This window comes from Kribbella sp. NPDC056861, from assembly GCF_040687575.1.
In the GTDB taxonomy this organism is placed as follows: Bacteria; Actinomycetota; Actinomycetes; order Propionibacteriales; family Kribbellaceae; genus Kribbella.
Genome location: NZ_JBFBNQ010000008.1, coordinates 138593 through 156419 on the forward strand (window position 1 = coordinate 138593; position 17827 = coordinate 156419).

Here is a 17827-nt window from a genome sequence, read left to right on the forward strand (position 1 = left end):
TCCAGCATCCGCCGCCAGGCGTCGATCGGGGATAGCCTATTGAACTGTGAACCTTCGAGATCCTGCTAAACAGGACTCCTACACGCCGATCGTCCGCCGGTTGCTGGCCGGCGAGTTCGACGAGGGTCCGGCCTACGCGACCTACCGCCGCCGCGGTACGTCGGACTGGCTGCTGATCCACACGCTCGACGGCCGCGGCAGCTTCGGCAGCGGCGTGTACGCCGGTCCGGGCGTCACCACGCTGACCCGTCCGGGCGCTCTGCAGGAGTACGGCACGGTGGGTGAGCGCTGGCACTTCCTCTTCGCCCACTTCCATCCCCGACCGGACTGGCTGCCGCTGCTCGACTGGCCGGCCGTTGCCCCCGGCATCCTTCAGCTGACGCCGAGCCCGAGCGCGGCCGAGCGGATCACCCAGGCGCTTTCCGACGCGGTCCGCCACCAGGACAGCGTCCTGCCGCAGGGGGAGTTGCTCAGCTTCAACACCCTCGAGGCAGCGCTGTTGTGGTGCGACACCCAGAACCCCAAGGCCGCGCAGATCGATGACCGCCTGCTCCGCGTCATCGAGTACGTCGAAAGAAATCTCCGCGGCGACCTGGCGATCGCAGTACTGGCTCGGGTCGGCAACCTTTCCGTCTCGCGCTTCGCCCATCTCTTCCGGTCGCAGCTGGGCGTGACGCCGCAGCAGTTCGTCGAGCGCCGCCGCCTGGACGCCGCGGCTCGACTGCTCGAACTCACCAGCCGGCCGGTCGCGGCGATCGCCCACGACGTCGGCTTCAGCAATCCGCTGTACTTCTCCACCCGCTTCCGCGCTCACACCAGCCACAGCCCCACGCAGTACAGGTCTACGCTTCTGCCATGACTGCTCGCACAGCCCTCGTCGTGGTGGCCGCCCTCGCTGTCGTCGGGCTTGCCGCCTGTGCTCCGGAAGATGACTCGGCCGGTGGGACGGCGTCGCCGTCGACCGACTGCAGCAAGGACAAGCTCGCGCTGAAGACCGCCGGGGCGTTCTCGGTCGGCACCGACAAACCGGCGTACGAGCCGTGGTTCTCGAAGGACGACCCGACGAACGGCAAGGGGTACGAGTCGGCCGTCGTCTACGCGCTGGCCAAGAAGCTCGGCTTCGAGACGGCCGAGGTGAAGTGGCAGACCGTGCAGTTCAACGCGGCTTTCGCGCCGGGGCCGAAGAAGTTCGACCTCGACGTCAACCAGGTGTCGATCTCGCCGGAGCGGGCGAAGGCTGTCGCCTTCTCCACCGGGTACTACGACGTCCGGCAGACCGTGATCACCACGGCCGGGAGCAAGATCGCCGGGGTCACCTCGGTGGCCGGACTGGTCGACGCGAAGCTCGGCGCGCAGGTGGGGACGACCAGCTACACCTCGCTCCGGGACGTGATCAAGACGAAGCAGCAGCCGGCCGTCTTCGACACCAACGACCTGGCGGTGCAGGCGCTGAAGAACAAGCAGATCGACGGCATCGTGGTCGACCTGCCGACCGGTTTCTACATGACCGCGGCGCAGCTCGACGACGGCAAGATCGTCGGTCAGTTGCCGGCCTCCGACAAGCCCGAGCAGTTCGGCTTCGTGCTGGAGAAGGGCTCGAAGCTCACCGGCTGCGTGTCGCAGGCGGTGGACGCGTTGCGCGCTGACGGGACGCTGGCCAGTCTGCAGAAGCAGTACCTCACCGCAGAAGGCGCCCCCGAACTCTCGTGAGCGATTGGCAGCCTTCAACACTTCAGCAGCAACGGCTGGCTTATCGGCGGCAACGCACGGTCAGATCAGGTCTGATCGCCGGCATCAGCACCGTCGTCCTGCTGGCGTTGGTCGTGTTCGGTGTCGGCTCGACCCCGGGCTGGCCGCGCGTCCGGGCGACCTTCTTCGATGTCCATCGCGGCTGGGACGCGTTGCCGGTCGTTGCCCAGGGCCTCTGGCTGAACGTGCGAGTGATGCTCGTCTGCGCCGTGCTCATCGTCATCTTCGGCCTGACGTTGGCGATCCTCCGCACCTTGCGCGGCCCGATCTTCTTCCCGTTGCGCATCTTCGCCGCCGCCTACACCGACATCTTCCGCGGTCTCCCGCTGCTGTTGGTGATCTTCCTGCTCGGCTTCGGCGTACCGGCGCTGCAACTGCGCGGCCTCCCCAACCAGGCAGTGATCTGGGGTGGCGCTGCGCTCGTGCTCACCTACTCGTCGTACGTCGCCGAGGTCTTCCGCGCCGGCATCGAGTCGATCCACCCGTCCCAGCGCGCCGCCGCGCGCTCCCTCGGGCTCTCCCACCAGCAGACGCTGCGCTTCGTCGTACTGCCGCAGGCTGTCCGCCGGGTCCTTCCACCGCTGCTCAACGACTTCGTCTCGCTGCAGAAGGACTCCGGCCTGATCGCGGTGCTCGGTGTCATCGACGCGATCCGCGCGGCGCAACTGGAGACCGCGGAGGACTTCAACTTCACCCCGTACGTCGTCGCCGGCCTGCTGTTCGTCGCGCTGACCATCCCGCTGACGCGGCTGACCGACTGGGTCGCGCGCAGGCAGGGTTGGTATGGCGCCGGGGGAGTCGTATGAGCCTGTTGTCCATCCGCGAAGTGCGGAAATCGTTCGGTACCAACCTCGTCCTCGACAACTTCAGCCTGGAGGTCGAGGCGGGGGAGTGCGTCGTACTGATCGGCGCCTCCGGCTCCGGCAAGTCCACCTTGCTGCGCTGCGTCAACCTGCTCGAGACCGTCGACGACGGCGTGATCGAGCTCGATGGCACCGACATCACCGATCCCCGGATCTCCGTCGACCGGGTGCGCAGCGGCATCGGCATCGTCTTCCAGGCCTACAACCTGTTCCCGCACCTCTCGGTCCTCGACAACGTCACCCTCGCGCCGATCCGCGTCCACGGCGTACCGCGCGACGTCGCCCGCACCAGAGCCCTCGAGATGCTCGACCGGGTAGGCCTGGCGGACAAGGCCTCAGCCAAACCCGACAACCTCTCCGGTGGCCAGCAACAACGCGCCGCCATCGCCCGGGCGCTGGTCAACTCCCCGAAGCTGATGCTCCTCGACGAGATCACTTCTGCCCTCGACCCCGAGCTGGTGGGCGAGGTCCTCGACCTACTCCGCGAGCTCAGCTCCGAGGGCATGACGATGCTGATCTGCACCCACGAGATGGCCTTCGCCCGCTCGGTCGCCGACAAGATCTGCTTCCTGCACGAAGGCCGCCCACTGGAGGTGGGCTCACCGGCGGAGGTCCTGGAGCGCCCGCGCGAGGCGCGCACCCAGGAGTTCCTCCGCCGCATCCGGCTGTGACGGTCAGCCGAGGGGGTTGAGCTCCTCGAAGTCCGCGTCCTCCATCACCCGCCGTACTCCGATCGGCTGCTGCAGCGGCACCCCGCCCGGCCCCGGGACCCGCGAGACCTGCGCGGCGATCTCCAGCGCGCGCTCCAGCGAGTCCACATCAACCATCTGGAACCCGGCCAGCATCTCCTTGGACTCCACGAACGGCCCGTCGGTCACCACCGGCGCGGACTTCCCGTCGGAGATCACCGTCTTGGCCTCCTCCGGCCAGCTCAGCGCGAGGTGCTCGACCAGCTCGCCGCTGGCCTTCAGCTCGTCGTTCAGGGCGGTGTAGTACGCCATGTGCGCCTTGACGTCCTCCGGCGCCCACTCGGTCATCGGGGTGTCGATCACGCCGGGCTGGTAGTCCACGATCAGCAGAAACTTCGTCATCGGTCGATCTCCTGTCGATTCCTGTGCCGCTTACACCCAGGGGACGAAGCCGGCGGCACGTTCTCTACATCACCGCGAGGACAAGTAAGTCAGGACTGCCATCACGCGCCGGTTGTCGTCCTCCGACGGCGGCAGGTCGAGCTTCGAGAAGATGTTGTTGGTGTGCTTGGAGACGGCCTTCTCGGTGACGAACAGGGCAGCGGCGATGGCGGCGTTCGAGCGGCCTTCGGCCATCAGACCCAGTACTTCGGACTCCCGCGGCGTCAGCCGCCCGATCGGTTCGTCACGGGTGTTGCGGGCCAGCAGCTGGCCGATCACGTCGGGGTCCATCGCCGTACCGCCGGCCGCGACCCGGCGGACCGAGTCGAGGAAGTCGGCGACGTTCGAGACCCGGTCCTTGAGCAGGTAGCCGACTGCGCCGCCGCCACCGGTCAGCAGTTCGCGGGCATAGAGCTGTTCGACGTACTGCGACAGCACCAGCACCGGCAGCCCGGGGACCTGGCGGCGCGCCTCGATGGCGGCCTTCAGGCCCTCGTCGGTGAAGGTCGGGGGCAGCCGGACGTCGACAACGGCCACGTCCGGCCGGTGCTCGACGAGCGCCGGGACCAGCCGGGGGCCGTTGTCGACGGCTTCCAGGACTTCGAAGTCGTGGGCTTCCAGCAGCCGGATCAGGCCGTCCCGGAGGAGGGCGTGATCTTCAGCGATGACGACTCGCAAGGCAACTCCATGATCACAGTGGTCGGCCCGCCGGTCGGGCTGGCCACGGTCAACGTACCGTCGAAGGCGGCCAACCGCCTTTCGATACCGTACAGACCGCCGCCGGGTCGGACCGTCGCGCCACCGACACCGTCGTCGCCGACCAGGATGTGCAGCCGCTCGTTCTCGTGGGTGAGCTGCACCCAGGCCGTGGTCGCCGCCGCGTGCTTGAGCGTGTTGGCCAGCGCCTCGGCCACCGCGAAGTACGCCGCGGACTCCACCGGCGCCGGCGGCCGGCCGGGCAGGTCGATCGTGACGTCGACCTTGAACGGCAAGCTCAGCGCGAGCGCCTTGACCGCGCCTTCCAAACCACGATCGGCCAGCACCGGCGGGTGGATCCCGCGAACCAGGTCGCGCAGCTCGGACAGCGCAGTACTGGCGGACAGGCGGGCCTCGGTCAGCAGCGCGGCCGCCTGAGCGGGGTCGCGGGCCACCATCTCCTCGGCCATCCCGAGATTCATACTCAGTGCCGCCAGCCGGGCCTGGGCGCCGTCGTGCAGGTCGCGCTCGATCCGGCGCAGCTCGGCCGCCTGGGTGTCGACGGTCTCGGCCCGGGAGTCGGACAGCTCGCGGACCCGGATCGCCAGTTGCGCGCTCTCGGTCGGGCCGAGCAGTGACTTGCCGATGTAGGCAGTGGCCTTCAGCAAGCGCTCACCCGAGCCGAGCCAGATCAGGAACGCGATCAGGCCGACCGGGATCATCACGAAGCTGGTCGCCACGTTGACCGTGAACAGCCCGCCGAACGGCTCGGTGAAGACGCCGTCCGGGGTGACCCAGACCAGGAACGGGTAGATCAGGTAGAAGATCGAGGCGAGGAACAGCACCGCCGACAGCAGCGTCAGGGTGAAGCCGACCACCGCGTTCACCAGCAGCCAGGCGATGTCGCGCCAGGTGGCCGGATCGGTCAGCGTCGTCCGCAGCCACATCAGGATGCCCGGCAGCGGCGGCTTCTTGTACGGCTTGGGGATCACCTGGCCGGTGATGCTGGCGTAGAGCACCCGGTGGCAGTTCGCGAACCAGCGGGTGCACGGCACGAACACCAGCAGCAGCGGGATGCCGACCCAGACCGCGATCAGCGGCACCGCGACGACGTTCAGGACGAAGAAGGCGATCCCGGCCTCGGCCAGCACCGCCAGTCCGAGCGCGATGAAGGGCTGCGCCAGCGGAGGGAACCGCATCGGCACCTTCGGCGCCTGCTGAGTGATCGTCATGCCAACCATCATGACGGAGAGTCAGCCCGGTCTCAGTGGTGCTAGGCCCACTGTCGTCCGGGTGCCTGTGCCCCGCCTGGATGAGGTAGTAGCACTCATGCTTTCGGAGGGTCCTCAGACGAGGCTGGTTGCACTACGCTAGCCCGCGGCTGAACGCCAAAGGCCCTCCCACCGCTCTGAGATGAGGACTCAATGGCTCAGCCCATTGCCCTTCCCCGTGCCCGTGAACGCGCCCGTCGCGATGCCGCGAAGGGCAGCGATTTCGCGCCGTTGCTTCGCGAGGTGAAGGAAGCCGGGCTGCTCGAACGCCGGACCGCGTCCTACGTGATCGCGATCACCCTGAACGTGGCACTGCTCGCGGCGACCTGGGCCGGCATCGTCCTGCTCGGTAACTCCTGGTTACAACTGCTGCTCACCATCCCGCTGGCGATCTTCACCACCCGGGCCGCGTTCTTCGGCCACGACGCCGGCCACCAGCAGGTCGGCAGCTCGCGCAAGCTGCACGACGTCCTGGGCATGCTGCACGGCGACTTCGTCTGCGGCATGTCGTACGGCTGGTGGAACGACAAGCACAACCGGCACCACGCGAACCCGAACCACACTGACAAGGACCCCGACGTCGGCGAGGGCGTACTGGTCTGGACGCTGGAGCAGGCCGAGGGCCGTACCGGCCTGTACGGCTGGCTGACCCGGCACCAGGCGAAGATCTTCTTCCCGCTGCTCACCCTCGAAGGCCTGAACCTGAAGGTCTCCAGCGTGATCTTCCTGCTCGGCCGGCGCGGCAAGCGCGAGGCCCGGATCGAGCTCGGCCTGATGGCCGCCCACCTGGTCCTGTACTTCGGCGCGCTGTTCCTGATCATGTCGCCCGGCAAGGCGATCGCCTTCGCCGCGCTGCACCACGCGCTGTTCGGCCTGCACCTCGGCAGCGTCTTCGCGCCGAACCACAAGGGCATGGAGATGCCCGACGCCGACACCAACTGGGGTCACCTGGAGAAGCAGGTGCTGACGTCGCGCAACGTGAAGGGTGGGCTCGTCACCGACTGGATGATGGGCGGCCTGAACTACCAGATCGAGCACCACCTGTTCCCGAGCATGCCGCGCGCCAACCTGCGGTTCGCCCAGCCGATGGTCGAGCGGTACTGCGCGAAGATCGGGATGCCCTACCTGAACACCGGCGTGATCGAGTCGTACCGGATGGGCCTGGGGCACATGCACGAGGTGGGCAGCGAACTGCGTGACCTGAGCAAAGACGCGAGCAAAGTGAGCTGAAGCACTCCGCGTAGGCGAGCGGCCCCGAAAAGTATCGACTACGGTCGACTTTCTCGGGGCCGATCTCGTGAGGAGACCCTGTATGAACGATTCGTCCGGTTTGAGTCGCCGTGGCCTGCTGGGAGCCGTCGCCGGCGTCACCGCAGCCACGGCTCTGCCCGCCGTCCCCGCCTGGGGCGTCGACGACCAGCGACCGGGCGCGGCCCGGACCCCCACCTTGGACCGGGACGACCGGCACATCGTCGGGCGGATCTCGTCCGAACGGGCGCTGCGCCACCTCGAGGTGCTGTCCGAGGAGATCGGCCCGCGGATCGGCGGTACCGCGAGCGAGAAGCGCGCCGCCGACTATCTGGCGGCGCAGCTCCGAAGCTTCGGCTACGAGACCCGGTACGAGCCGTTCCCGGTGGCCGACAAGTTCCTGGCCCAGATCGAGGACCCGCGCAACCTGCTGCCCAACGACATCTGCTGGCAGGCCGGTGCCGCGCCGGGCGGCAAGCTCGACGTCACGGTGACCGGCCCGGCTCGCGATGTCGGCCCGGCGACCGCGCCTGTCTGGCCGGCTGACGTTGCCGGTGCCGTGGTGCTCGCGGACGACACCGCGGCCGCGCGACCCGGCTTCGTGGCCGAGGCGGCTTCCCGCGGCGCGGTGGCGGTTGTCCTGTTGCCTGCCGACCAGGTGTTCCCGCGCCGTACTTCGGCGTACTCGCCGGCTGGTCTGACGGATGCCCCGATCCCGGTGATCGGCGTGGCGCAGGTGCAGAAGCGGTTGTTGCGCGAGGCCCTGGCCGTCGTCACCTCGTTGCCGTTGACCATCAGTACCGCGGCGCATCGTGGGCTGATCTCCAACAACGTGATCGGCGAGCGGCCCGGCAAGACCGCGAACGCGCCGATCGTGATGGTGAGCGGCCACTACGACACGGTGATCGGCGCCCCGGGCGCCAACGACGACGGGTCGGGGACGGCGCTGACGCTGGAGCTAGCGCGGGTGTTCAGCAAGTACCCGACCGAGGCGACGCTGCGGTTCGCGTTCTGGGGGTCGGAGGAGCAGGGCATCATCGGCTCGCGGTACCACGTGAAGCAGTTGCCGCAGGACCAGCGCGACCGGTACAAGGCGGTCTTCCAGAACGACATGGTCGCGACCAGCTGGGACCCGGCGATCGTCTACTGGCTGCTCTCCTTCGACGGCCTCGCCAACGCGGCGACCACGTCGGTACGAGCCTCGGGCCAGCGGCTCGGCTACGACCCGCAGATGGTCGGTCCGGTACTGCGTGGCTCCAGCGACCACCAGGCCTTCCAGGAGGTCGGCATCGCTGCTGCCAACTTCTCGTGGCGTGGTGAAGCGTCGCCGGCGCTGCTGGAGCCGCCGTACCACTCGCCGGAGGACACGATCGCCAAGAACGTCTCCCTGGAGCGGCTGCAGGTGTCGATGGAGCTGATCGGCACCGCGGCGTACAAGCTGGCGAAGACGATCTAGCGGGTCCTCGCTCGGCCCGTCCCGCCGCCTGATCGGCTGGGGCGGGCCGATACGCTGGGTAGCGCCATGGTGTCCCGGAAGAAGAAGCCCTCGAAGCACACGCGGCCGGTCAGCGACCGGCCGTTGCTCGGTGGGCACCAGACCCGGGAATCGCGCTCCGACGGCGACTGGATGGTGCGGCACGTCAGCGGCTCCGCGGCCGGCAAGGCGTACCGCTGCCCCGGCTGCGACCAGACGATCCTGCCCGCCACCCCGCACGTCGTGGTCTGGCCCGAGACACCGAGCCTGCTCGCCGCGATCGGCGGCGGCCAGTCCCTGGACGAGCGCCGGCACTGGCACAAAGCCTGCTGGCAACGCCACCGCTGAGAGGTTCGAGATGCTGCTTCCGGTTACGTCGTACGGCGAGAGCGGTTCGCCGGTCGTCGTCATGCACGGGTTGTTCGGCTCCGGCCGCAACTGGATGACGGCTGCGCGGCGGCTGGCCTCTTCGCACCGGGTGTTCGCTTTCGATCTGCGCAACCACGGCAGCTCGCCGCACACCGACACGATGAGCTATCCGGAGATGGCTGCTGACGTCTTCGAGACGATCAGCGACCTGGCTGTCGGGCCGGTTGGTCTGGTGGGTCACTCGATGGGCGGCAAGACCGCGATGCTCACCGCGTTGCGGCATCCCGAGGTGGTCGACCGCTTGGTGGTGGTCGATGCTGCGCCGGTCGTCTACCCACCTGCCTTCGTTGCCTACGCCCAGGCGATGCGCACCGCAGATCTCTCCACCGTCCAGCGCCGAGCAGACGTCGACGCCCAATTGGTCGACGCTGTCGAGTCACCTGGCACCCGCGCTTTCCTGCTGCAGAATCTGATCCTCGACGAGTCCGGTGCGCGCTGGAAGCCGAACCTCCCGGTGATCGAAGCAGCCCTCCCCGCGATCTCCGGCTGGCCGGCCGACGAACACGGCGTCTACACCGGCCCGACCCTGTTCGTCTACGGCGGCAAGTCGGACTACGTGCAGCTGTCTTTCCAGGACACCATCAAGCAGTACTTCCCGGCGGTGGAGTACTCGGAGATCCCCGAAGCCGGCCACTGGGTTCATGCCGAACGCCTGGACGACTTCCTCGCGGCCGTCACTCCGTTCCTCGCCTGACACCTCAGCGGAACGGATCTCCGGCAACCTCCTCCCGCACCGCCTTCAACGCACCCCGCAACTCTTCGATCCCCACCGACCCGAGCGCCAGCCGCAAGGCGTGCGGCACGGCCTCCGTCGTCGCGAACGGCTCAGCTGTCGACACCGCCACCCGTCGATCCGCCAGCGCTGCCGCGATCCGATCGGGGCGCGCATCCTGCGGCAACGGCAGCCAGACCAAGTACGACGTACCGTGCCCCACCAGCGGCAACCCAGCCAGCTCCTCCGCGGCGATGGATTGCCGCAACCGTGCGTCTTCTCGTTTCTCGACCTCGAGTCGGTCGACCGTGCCGTCGTCGAGCCAGCGGCAGGCGATTGCTGCGGTCAGGCTCGGCGTGTGCCAAGTGGTAGCCCGGATCACCCGCTCGAGCGAAGGCATCAGCTGGGCAGGTGCTGCGATGAAGCCGATGCGCAGTCCGGGGGCGACGCTCTTCGACAGGCCGGAGACGTAGACGGTGCGATCCGGTGCGAGCATCGCCAGCGGTGGTGGCGCGTGCTCGGCGAGGTACGCGTACGACGCGTCCTCGATGATCGAAACGTCGTACTGGCTGGCGATGGCGACCAAGCGCGAGCGCTGGGCCTGGTCCAGCACCCAGCCGAGGGGGTTGTGCATGGTGGGCATCGAATAAACGGCGCGCACCCGGCGTCGGCGGCACAGCTGTTCCAAGGCATCGAGGTCAGGGCCGTCTTCGGTCAGCGGTAGGGGCGCCAGTTCGAGTCCGAGGGTGCGGGCGAGCACGACGAAGCCGGGGTAGGTGAGGGCATCCACCGCGACCACGTCGCCGGGCTGGAACATCGCCATCGCCGTCACCGCGAGGCCGTGCTGGGCGCCGTTGACGATCAGGATTCGTTCGCGGCCGACCTCCAGGCCGCGTCGGTGGAGGTGGCGAGCGATTGCCGCGCGGTCCTGGGTGCGGCCGCGGTGGGGCTGGTAGTGCAGGAGCGATTCGAGGTCGCCGGCCGAGGCGAGGTTGCGCAGCGCCTGGCGCAGGAGGTCGGTTTGGCCGGGGACCGCGGGGGAGTTGAAGCTCAGGTCGAGGGCATCCACGGCCACCGACTGCTGGTCGGTTGAATCGCCACTGGTGGCAGCTAGGTCGCGTACGAAGGTGCCTCGGCCCTGCTCGGAGCTGACCAGGCCCATCGCCTCCAGCTCGGCGTACACGCGGGAGGCGGTCACCACGGCGATGCCCTCGTCGGCGGAAAGAGCGCGGTGGGTCGGGAGGCGATGACCAGCCGGCCAGCGGCCGCTGCGGAGCTGCGCCGCCAGCGCATCGACCACGACCTTGTACTTCGGCACTCTCACACCGCGATTGTAGTCAGGACAATTTCTGGATCGTCATGGATTGCCGCGCCTACCGTGAGCGCGGAAACCGTGGAGAGGAGCACCTGTGCACATCGCGATCCTGACCTTCGACGGCTACAACGAGCTCGACTCGTTGATTGCCCTCGGCATCCTCAACCGGGTCCGCGCACCGGGCTGGCGGGTGTCGATCGCCGGGCCTACGCCGCGGTTGCGGTCGATGAACGGCGTGACCATCGACGCCATGATCGACCTCGACGAGGCCTGTACGGCGGACGCCGTGATCGTTGGCAGCGGCAAGCAAACCCGCGAGGTCGTCGAGGACCCCGCGATCATGGCGACCCTGGGCCAGCTCGATCCGGCCCGGCAGTTGCTGGCGGCCCAGTGTTCCGGCGCGCTCGTGCTGGCCAAACTCGGGCTGCTGGCCGACGTGCCCGCCTGTACCGATGTCACCACCAAGCCGTGGGTCGTTGCCGCAGGCGTCGAAGTCCTCAACCAGCCGTTCTTTGCCCGCGGCAACCTCGCCACCGCCGGCGGCTGCCTGGCATCGACGTACCTCGCGACCTGGACCATCGCCCGGCTGCACAGCCTCGAAGCCGCCAAGGAGGCGATGGACTACGTCGCCCCGGTCGGCGAGAAGGACGAGTACGTCGCCCGGGCTCTGCTCAACGTCACTCCCTACCTCGAACTACCTGCCGTTTCGCGGGAGATCCAGCACGCCGGGTAGCCAGTCCGTCAACGCGTCGGCGATCTGCTCAGACCGGTCTTCAGGCAGGAAGTGAAGGCCGGTGCCGACGTCGGTGATGGTCAGGTTCTGGCCGTGGTCGCGGCACCACTCGACCTCGGCGGCGCCGATGACGGCTCCCGGTGTCGCGTGCATCAGGAGCTTCGGGACGGCCGGGTCCGCGATCACGGACTGGTTGGCGAGGACGAGTTCGGTGACATCGGCCGGGTCGCCCTCGATCGGGATCTCGCGCGCCCAGGCGAGCATCGTCCGGCGGTCGCGTGGGTCGGCGAACGGTGCGCGGTACGCGTCCAGCTCTTCGGGTTTCAGCGTTCGCAGTACGCCAGACGGAAGGACCTTCTCGATGAAGAAGTTCTCTTCGAGGATCAGCCGTTCAGCCAGGTCCGGGGTCCGCAAGCTCTGGAACAGCTCGCGACCGCCCGCGTCGAAGTCGGCCCAGCGATCGATCGGGTGCAGGTGTCCTTCGAGGAGCGCCACCGCGCGGACCCGGTCGGGATGCCGGCGGGCATAGTCCAGCGCGAGCACCGCACCCCAGTCATGGCCAACCAGGATGAGGTCGTCCAGTCCGAGTGCCTCGATGAAGCCGTCGACGTACGCGGCATGGTCGGCGAAGCGGTAGCTCAGGTCGGGACGGCCTGACTCGCCCATGCCGATCAGATCCAGCGCGATACACCGGCACCCGTACTTCGCTACCGGGGCGAGGATGTTGCGCCACAGGTACGACGAAGTCGGGTTGCCGTGCAGGAACACGACCGGCGTACCGGTGCCCGTCTCGCCGTAGTACAGCCAGCTGTCGAGTACTGCGACGGTTGCCATCGCTGACCCGGAGTGCGGTCAGCTGTTGCTGCTGACCTGGGTGCGAAGGCGTTGTTTCGCGGCGCGTTCGACGAACAGCGGGACGAAATCCCGGATCGGGTTGCCGTCGAACTCTGGTCGGCTCTCGGCCACCGCCTGCTCGACGGTGTCGGGGGAGACGTCGGGGAACGTCTTCGTGAGTCGCTCGGCTGCCTCGGCGATCGCGCGGTCTTCGTCTGAGCGGTCCATGTCTCCAGCAGTACGCCGCGGCGCTGGGTGAGACAAGGTTGTTTGCGAACTGTTCACCTTTGGCCGGGCCGGCTACACGTCGATGCGAGACCCCATGATGACCACCCGGTCGCGGGGGAGTCCGAAGTACTCGGCTGCGTCGGCGGTGATGCTGGAGGTGGCGACGAAGAGGTGTTTGCGCCAGCGCGTCATCCCGGGGGCGTCGCCGACGCGGAGCTCGATGGTGGACAGGAAGTACGAGGTGTCGTCCAGGTCGAAGCCGGACAGTTCGGGGCTCTGGGCGGCGGCGAGGCTGAGGATCGCGGGGACGTCGGGGGACTGCATGTAGCCGAGCTGGGCGGCGACGTGGACGATGCCGTCGTCGGTGTGGCCGAGCTCGTCGATGACGACGCGATCGTCGTCGGGGACGTGCGGGACCGGGAGGGTCTCGAGCGACAGGATGATGACGTTCTCGTGCAGGATGTGGTTGTGCTCGACGTTGGCGCGCATGGCCAGCGGGACCGTTGCCTTGCCGCGGTTGAGGAAGACCGCAGTACCGGGGACTCGGCGGAGCGGCGGCTGGGCGTCGTGGAGTTCGTCGATGAAGACCCGGAGCTCGCCTTCGTCGGCTGCGCGCTTCTTGGTGACCAGCTCGCGGCCCTTCTGCCAGGTGGTCAGCACGGTGAACACCGTGACGCCGATCAGCAGCGGGAGCCAGGCGCCGTGGACGAGCTTGGTCAGGTTCGCGGCCAGGAAGAGGAGTTCGACGGTCAGAAAGAGGGCGACACCGACGATCACGGCCCACAGCGGCTTACCCCACTGGTGCCGGACGATGTAGAAGAACAGCAACGTGGTGATGGTGATCGTGCCCGTCACCGCCATGCCGAACGCGAAGGCGAGTGCGGCCGACGTCTCGAAGGCGAAGACCAGGGTGAGGACGGAGATCATCAGCGCCCAGTTGATCCAGGGCACGTAGATCTGGCCGATCTCGTCGGAGGACGTGTGCAGGATCCGCAGCCGTGGCAGGTAGCCGAGCTGCACGGCCTGCTGGGCGACCGAGAACGCGCCGGTGATCACTGCCTGGGAGGCGATGACCGTGGCCGCGGTGGCCAGCAGGACCATCGGCAGCCGCGCCCAGTCGGGGACGAGCAGGAAGAACGGGCTGCTGATCGCGCTCTGGTCCGCGAGCACGAGCGCGCCCTGACCGAGATAGCTGAGCACGCACGCAGGGAAGACGAGGAACAGCCAGGCCCGCCTGATCGGGGCGCGGCCGAAGTGGCCCAGGTCGGCGTACAGGGCTTCGGCGCCGGTGATCGCCAGTACTACGGCCGCGAGGGCGAAGAAGGCGGTCGAGAAATGGCCGGTCAGGAAGCCGATCGCGTAGGTGGGCGACAGGGCCTTGAGGATCTCGGGGTGGCGGGCGATGCCGGACACGCCGCAGGTGGCGATCGCCACGAACCACAACACCATCACCGGGCCGAAGGAGCGGCCGATCCGGGCGGTCCCAAGGCGTTGCAGGGTGAACAGCACCACGATGATCGTCGCCGTGATCGGGACGATGAAGTCCTCCAGGCCGGGCTGCACGATCTTGAGCCCCTCGACCGCGGACAGGACCGAGATGGCCGGGGTGATCATGCTGTCGCCGAAGAACAGCGAGGCGCCGAAGATCCCGAGGCCGGCCAGGATCACCTTGGTCCGCCGGCTGCCGGAGACGGCGTGGCCCCGGATCAGGGTGATCAGCGCGAGGATGCCGCCCTCGCCGTCGTTGTCGGCGCGGAGTACGAGCAGGACGTACTTGAGCGTGACGATGATCGTCACCGACCAGAAGATCAGCGAGACGACGCCGTAGACGCTGGCGGTGGTGGCCTCCACCGGGTGCGGGTCGCCGGGGTTGAAGATCGTCTGGATGGTGTAGATCGGGCTGGTCCCGATGTCGCCGAAGACGACGCCCAGAGCGCCGACGGTCAGCGCCGCCTTGGCGGTGATACGGGTCTTGGCGGCAGGCTGATCGGACGTGGTCACCCACAGATGATGCCCGACCGGGTGTTAGAGATCCGTTAGAACGCCGCGGCTGTTTGTTGCGCTTGGGGCTCAGGCGGCTTGGGGATCAAGGGCGAGCGCCTCGCGGGCGGTGCGTTCGAAGGTGGGGCGGATCGTCTGCGCGCCGTCGAGGTAACCGCCGACCATGGCGGCGTCGCGGAGCAGGACGAGGATCCGGGACTTCTCGGCCGGGTCGGGCAGTTCGGCCGCCTTCATCAGGTGCTCGAGAGTGGAGCGGAACCACTTGCGATGGTCGGCGATCCTGACCCGGATGGGGGAGGAGGGATCGGGGTACTCCGCGGCCGCGTTGATGAAGGGGCAGCCGCGAGTGTGCTGACGCTCGACGTCGTCGGCCACTGCTTGGATCACCAGTCCAACCAGTTCCCGCGGCTCGGCGCCCGACTGCTCGGCGGCTGCGAAGGCGCCCTGGATGGCGGCGTCCTCGCTCTGCAGATAGGCGAGGACGAGATCCTCCTTGCTGGGGAAGTGCCGGTAGAAGGTCGCCCGGGTGACCTGAGCCGCGGCGACGAGCCGGTCGACACCGACGGAGTGGATGCCCTCCCGGTAGAACAGCTCGCTCGCTACGCGGATCAGGCGGTCCCGGGCCTCCGAGGGCCGTCGCGGGGTGCTGGGGGTAGCCATGAACACATGATAGAACGATCTGTCTCTTTTTCTCTTGACGTGGTGCTTTCAGTGGCCTTACAGTTCTGGAAGAACGAACGGTCTATCTACCTCACGAGCAAGGGAACCCGAGATGTCGACTCCGGACAGCAAGACCCCCATCGTCCTGATCCACGGCCTGTGGATGACGCCGAGCAGCTGGGACACCTGGGCGGAGCGGTTCCGCGCCGCCGGGCACGAGGTGATCGTGCCGGGCTGGCCCGGGATCGACGACCGCAGCGTCGCGGACATCCGCTCGAACCCCGAAGCGCTGAAGGGGATCGGCCTGAAGCAGATCGCTGACCACTACGAGGCGATCATCCGCGCGCTGCCGGTCAAGCCGATCATCATGGGGCACTCGTTCGGCGGCGTGCTGACGCAGATGCTGGCCGACCGCGGACTGGGTGCGGCGTACGTCGGAGTCGAGCCTGGGCAGACCGCCGGCGTGGTTTCGCTGCCGCTCTCGACGCTGTGGACCGGGTTCCCGATTCTGTCGAACCCGTTCGGGAAGAACGGCGCCAAGCCGATCTCCAAGCGGCACTTCCACTTCACCTTCGGCAACGACCTGTCGCAGGCCGAGTCGGACAAGGTGTGGGAGGAGTACGCGGTGAACTCCTACAACCGGGTGTTCTTCGAAGGCGTGACCTCGGTGCTCAACGAGAAGTCCGGGGTGAGCAAGGTCGACTACGGGCGGGCCGATCGGGCGCCGCTGCTGATCCTGGTCGGCGAGATCGACCACGTGGTACCGCCGGCGATCGGCAAGGCGATCGTGGCGAAGTACAAGAAGACGGGGAGCCCGGCGGTGGTGGAGTTCAAGGAGTTCCCCGGGCGGACGCACCGGATCGTCAGCCAGGACGGCTGGGAAGAGGTCGCCGACTACGCGCTGAACTGGGCGGTCTCACACGCTCAGTAGATAAGCCCCCGCGCCGGCGCTCCGCTCGCTCCTACGTCGCTCGCTGTGCGCTGAGCTCCCACCCGCCCTGGGCGCCGGCTCCTGCGTCGCCTGCTTGGTGAGAGCAGGTGGTGGCGTGGTTGGTCGCATTGCTTTCGGTCGGGTTGTTGGTGGGTTGGGTGTTGGCGGTGGGCGTCAGGCGTCGCCGCAGGTGGTTGGTTGTTCCCGCGCCGGCGCTCCGCTCGCTCCTTCGTCGCTCGCTGTGCGCTGAGCTCCCACCCGCCCTGGGCGCCGGCTCCTACGTCGCCTGCTTGGTGAAGGCAGGCTGGTCGCGGAATGGACTCGATGCTTCAGCCGAAGTCGCCGGTGTTGCTCGCGTTGCTCCGGACGGGGCTCGTGCCTGGTCGCGTGGCTGCCGTCCGCAACCCACCCCACCACTAAACAGGCCCCACCCCCCTCCAACTCCTCAACCACACAACACCTGCCATCCCCTCCAACTCCCCAACCGCACAACACCTCCCGCCCCCACCTCACCCACTCCCAAAATCTTTTTCGCCAACCCACCCATCCGCTCCAGTGACGGTGTCGAAGTAGGGATGTCAGGTCGTCCTGGCCTAGCCCCTCACTGAAAGAGAGACATCGTCATGTCCCACACCATCAAGCGTGTAGCCCTCGCCGCCTCTGCCGTTTCGTTGCTCTTCGCAACTGTTGCCTGTGGCAGCGATGACACCAAGGCCGGCGACAGCCCGTCGGCCACCTCCTCGTCGTCGGCTCCGATGGAGACCCCGTCGGCGTCCGCGTCGATGGACAACGCCGCTGGTCTGGTCGGCCCGGGCTGTGCCGACTACGCGAAGGCGAACCCGACCGGCGCTGGTTCGGTCGACGGTATGGCGGCCGCGCCGCTGGCCACCGCTGCGTCCGGTAACCCGCTGCTGAAGACCCTGGTCGCTGCGGTGTCGGGCAAGCTGAACCCGAAGGTCGACCTGGTCTCGACGCTGAACGGCGGCGAGTTCACGGTGTTCGCTCCGGTTGACTCCGCGTTCGCGAAGATCCCGGCCGCGACGATCAACACGCTGAAGACCGACAGTGCGCTGCTGTCGAAGATCCTGACCTACCACGTGATCCCCGGTCAGCTCGACCCGGCCGCGGTGGTCGGCAAGCAGGTCAGCGTCGAGAAGGGCGCCGTCACGGTCACCGGTTCCGGCGACAACCTGATGGTCAACAACGCCAAGGTGATCTGTGGTGGCGTCAAGACCGCCAACGCGACCGTGTACCTGATCGACACCGTTCTGATGCCGCCGGCGGCCTGACGATCCCGTCGGTCCGGCATCACCGGGTCGGTGTCACCAGGCCAGGACACCAGATCACGGTGGCACTGACCCAGCAGTGACGGTGGTGTCTCCCAACTCCAGGGAGGCACCACCGTTTTGTCCGGGTGGGGTACCGAAGGTTGCTGTCGGCATCCGCGGTTTCCGGAGTGCGGCGGATCACGCGGTACTTCCGAAAGATGGTGGGATATTGGACCAGCGGCAAAGTAAGGTGAGACTTACTCATGGTCAGAAAGACCGACTTTG

19 protein-coding genes are annotated in these 17827 nt (G+C 67.8%); 11 read left to right on the forward strand and 8 right to left on the reverse strand.

From position 1 onward, the window contains the following. Positions 1–46 precede the first annotated feature (46 nt). The 4 genes from AB0P21_RS35040 to AB0P21_RS35055 are packed head-to-tail and all read left to right on the forward strand — an operon-like array spanning position 47 to position 3283. Positions 47–859 (forward strand): helix-turn-helix domain-containing protein, encoded by an 813-nt coding sequence (locus tag AB0P21_RS35040; RefSeq protein ID WP_363702603.1) that lies wholly within the window; start codon positions 47–49, stop codon positions 857–859. Next, a complete protein-coding gene (locus tag AB0P21_RS35045; RefSeq protein WP_363702605.1) occupies positions 856–1710 on the forward strand; it encodes an ABC transporter substrate-binding protein in 855 nt (284 codons plus the stop codon). The genes AB0P21_RS35040 and AB0P21_RS35045 overlap by 4 nt, the downstream gene beginning before the upstream one ends. After that, positions 1707–2555, forward strand: coding sequence for an amino acid ABC transporter permease (locus AB0P21_RS35050; RefSeq protein WP_363702607.1), 849 nt, complete (start codon positions 1707–1709; stop codon positions 2553–2555). The genes AB0P21_RS35045 and AB0P21_RS35050 overlap by 4 nt, the downstream gene beginning before the upstream one ends. Beyond that, complete coding sequence (locus AB0P21_RS35055) at positions 2552–3283, forward strand: amino acid ABC transporter ATP-binding protein (RefSeq protein WP_363702609.1); 732 nt, start codon at positions 2552–2554, stop codon at positions 3281–3283. The genes AB0P21_RS35050 and AB0P21_RS35055 overlap by 4 nt, the downstream gene beginning before the upstream one ends. 3 nt (positions 3284–3286) lie before the next feature. Here the strand turns inward: AB0P21_RS35055 and AB0P21_RS35060 are convergent, their stop codons facing one another. The 3 genes from AB0P21_RS35060 to AB0P21_RS35070 form a co-directional block, all read right to left on the reverse strand. Next, complete coding sequence (locus AB0P21_RS35060) at positions 3287–3703, reverse strand: YciI family protein (RefSeq protein WP_363702611.1); 417 nt, start codon at positions 3701–3703, stop codon at positions 3287–3289. A gap of 69 nt (positions 3704–3772) precedes the next feature. Further along, complete coding sequence (locus AB0P21_RS35065; protein ID WP_363702613.1) at positions 3773–4420, reverse strand: response regulator transcription factor; 648 nt, start codon at positions 4418–4420, stop codon at positions 3773–3775. Continuing rightward, positions 4372–5670 (reverse strand): sensor histidine kinase, encoded by a 1299-nt coding sequence (locus AB0P21_RS35070; protein ID WP_363702615.1) that lies wholly within the window; start codon positions 5668–5670, stop codon positions 4372–4374. Before AB0P21_RS35070 ends, AB0P21_RS35065 begins: the two co-directional genes overlap by 49 nt. Before the next feature lie 192 nt (positions 5671–5862). Here AB0P21_RS35070 and AB0P21_RS35075 point away from each other — a divergent pair, with 192 nt between their 5' ends. From AB0P21_RS35075 to AB0P21_RS35090, 4 genes are all read left to right on the forward strand, one after another. Beyond that, the gene (locus AB0P21_RS35075; protein WP_363702617.1) at positions 5863–6939 is read left to right on the forward strand and encodes an acyl-CoA desaturase; all 1077 of its coding nucleotides are present in this window, start codon (positions 5863–5865) and stop codon (positions 6937–6939) included. Positions 6940–7021: 82 nt separating this feature from the next. Beyond that, positions 7022–8413, forward strand: coding sequence for a M28 family peptidase (locus tag AB0P21_RS35080; RefSeq protein WP_363702619.1), 1392 nt, complete (start codon positions 7022–7024; stop codon positions 8411–8413). A gap of 66 nt (positions 8414–8479) precedes the next feature. Beyond that, on the forward strand, positions 8480–8779 hold the full coding sequence (locus tag AB0P21_RS35085) for a hypothetical protein (RefSeq protein ID WP_363702621.1): 300 nt from the start codon (positions 8480–8482) through the stop codon (positions 8777–8779). A gap of 10 nt (positions 8780–8789) precedes the next feature. Next, positions 8790–9554, forward strand: a complete 765-nt coding sequence (locus tag AB0P21_RS35090) for an alpha/beta fold hydrolase (RefSeq protein ID WP_363702623.1) — start codon at positions 8790–8792, stop codon at positions 9552–9554. 4 nt (positions 9555–9558) lie between these two features. On the opposite strand, the gene AB0P21_RS35095 is transcribed toward AB0P21_RS35090, so the two are convergent. Continuing rightward, the gene (locus tag AB0P21_RS35095) at positions 9559–10896 is read right to left on the reverse strand and encodes a PLP-dependent aminotransferase family protein (protein WP_363702625.1); all 1338 of its coding nucleotides are present in this window, start codon (positions 10894–10896) and stop codon (positions 9559–9561) included. Between the two features lie 85 nt (positions 10897–10981). On the opposite strand from AB0P21_RS35095, the gene AB0P21_RS35100 reads away from it, so the two are divergent. After that, positions 10982–11620, forward strand: coding sequence for a DJ-1/PfpI family protein (locus AB0P21_RS35100; protein ID WP_363702627.1), 639 nt, complete (start codon positions 10982–10984; stop codon positions 11618–11620). Here AB0P21_RS35100 and AB0P21_RS35105 read toward each other — a convergent pair. From AB0P21_RS35105 to AB0P21_RS35120, 4 genes are all read right to left on the reverse strand, one after another. After that, complete coding sequence (locus AB0P21_RS35105; protein ID WP_363702629.1) at positions 11582–12454, reverse strand: haloalkane dehalogenase; 873 nt, start codon at positions 12452–12454, stop codon at positions 11582–11584. The genes AB0P21_RS35100 and AB0P21_RS35105 overlap by 39 nt on opposite strands. A gap of 18 nt (positions 12455–12472) precedes the next feature. After that, on the reverse strand, positions 12473–12682 hold the full coding sequence (locus tag AB0P21_RS35110; RefSeq protein ID WP_363702631.1) for a three-helix bundle dimerization domain-containing protein: 210 nt from the start codon (positions 12680–12682) through the stop codon (positions 12473–12475). Positions 12683–12754: 72 nt separating this feature from the next. Further along, on the reverse strand, positions 12755–14683 hold the full coding sequence (locus AB0P21_RS35115; RefSeq protein WP_363702633.1) for a potassium transporter Kup: 1929 nt from the start codon (positions 14681–14683) through the stop codon (positions 12755–12757). Between the two features lie 69 nt (positions 14684–14752). Next, entirely contained in the window at positions 14753–15343 is a 591-nt protein-coding gene (locus tag AB0P21_RS35120) for a TetR/AcrR family transcriptional regulator (protein WP_363702635.1), read from the reverse strand. 112 nt (positions 15344–15455) lie between these two features. Between AB0P21_RS35120 and AB0P21_RS35125 the strand changes: the two genes are divergently transcribed. Both AB0P21_RS35125 and AB0P21_RS35130 read left to right on the forward strand, forming a co-directional pair. Next, on the forward strand, positions 15456–16274 hold the full coding sequence (locus AB0P21_RS35125) for an alpha/beta hydrolase (protein ID WP_363702637.1): 819 nt from the start codon (positions 15456–15458) through the stop codon (positions 16272–16274). A 623-nt stretch (positions 16275–16897) separates the two neighbouring features. Next, a complete protein-coding gene (locus AB0P21_RS35130) occupies positions 16898–17563 on the forward strand; it encodes a fasciclin domain-containing protein (protein WP_363693832.1) in 666 nt (221 codons plus the stop codon). The last annotated feature ends 264 nt before the right edge of the window (positions 17564–17827 follow it).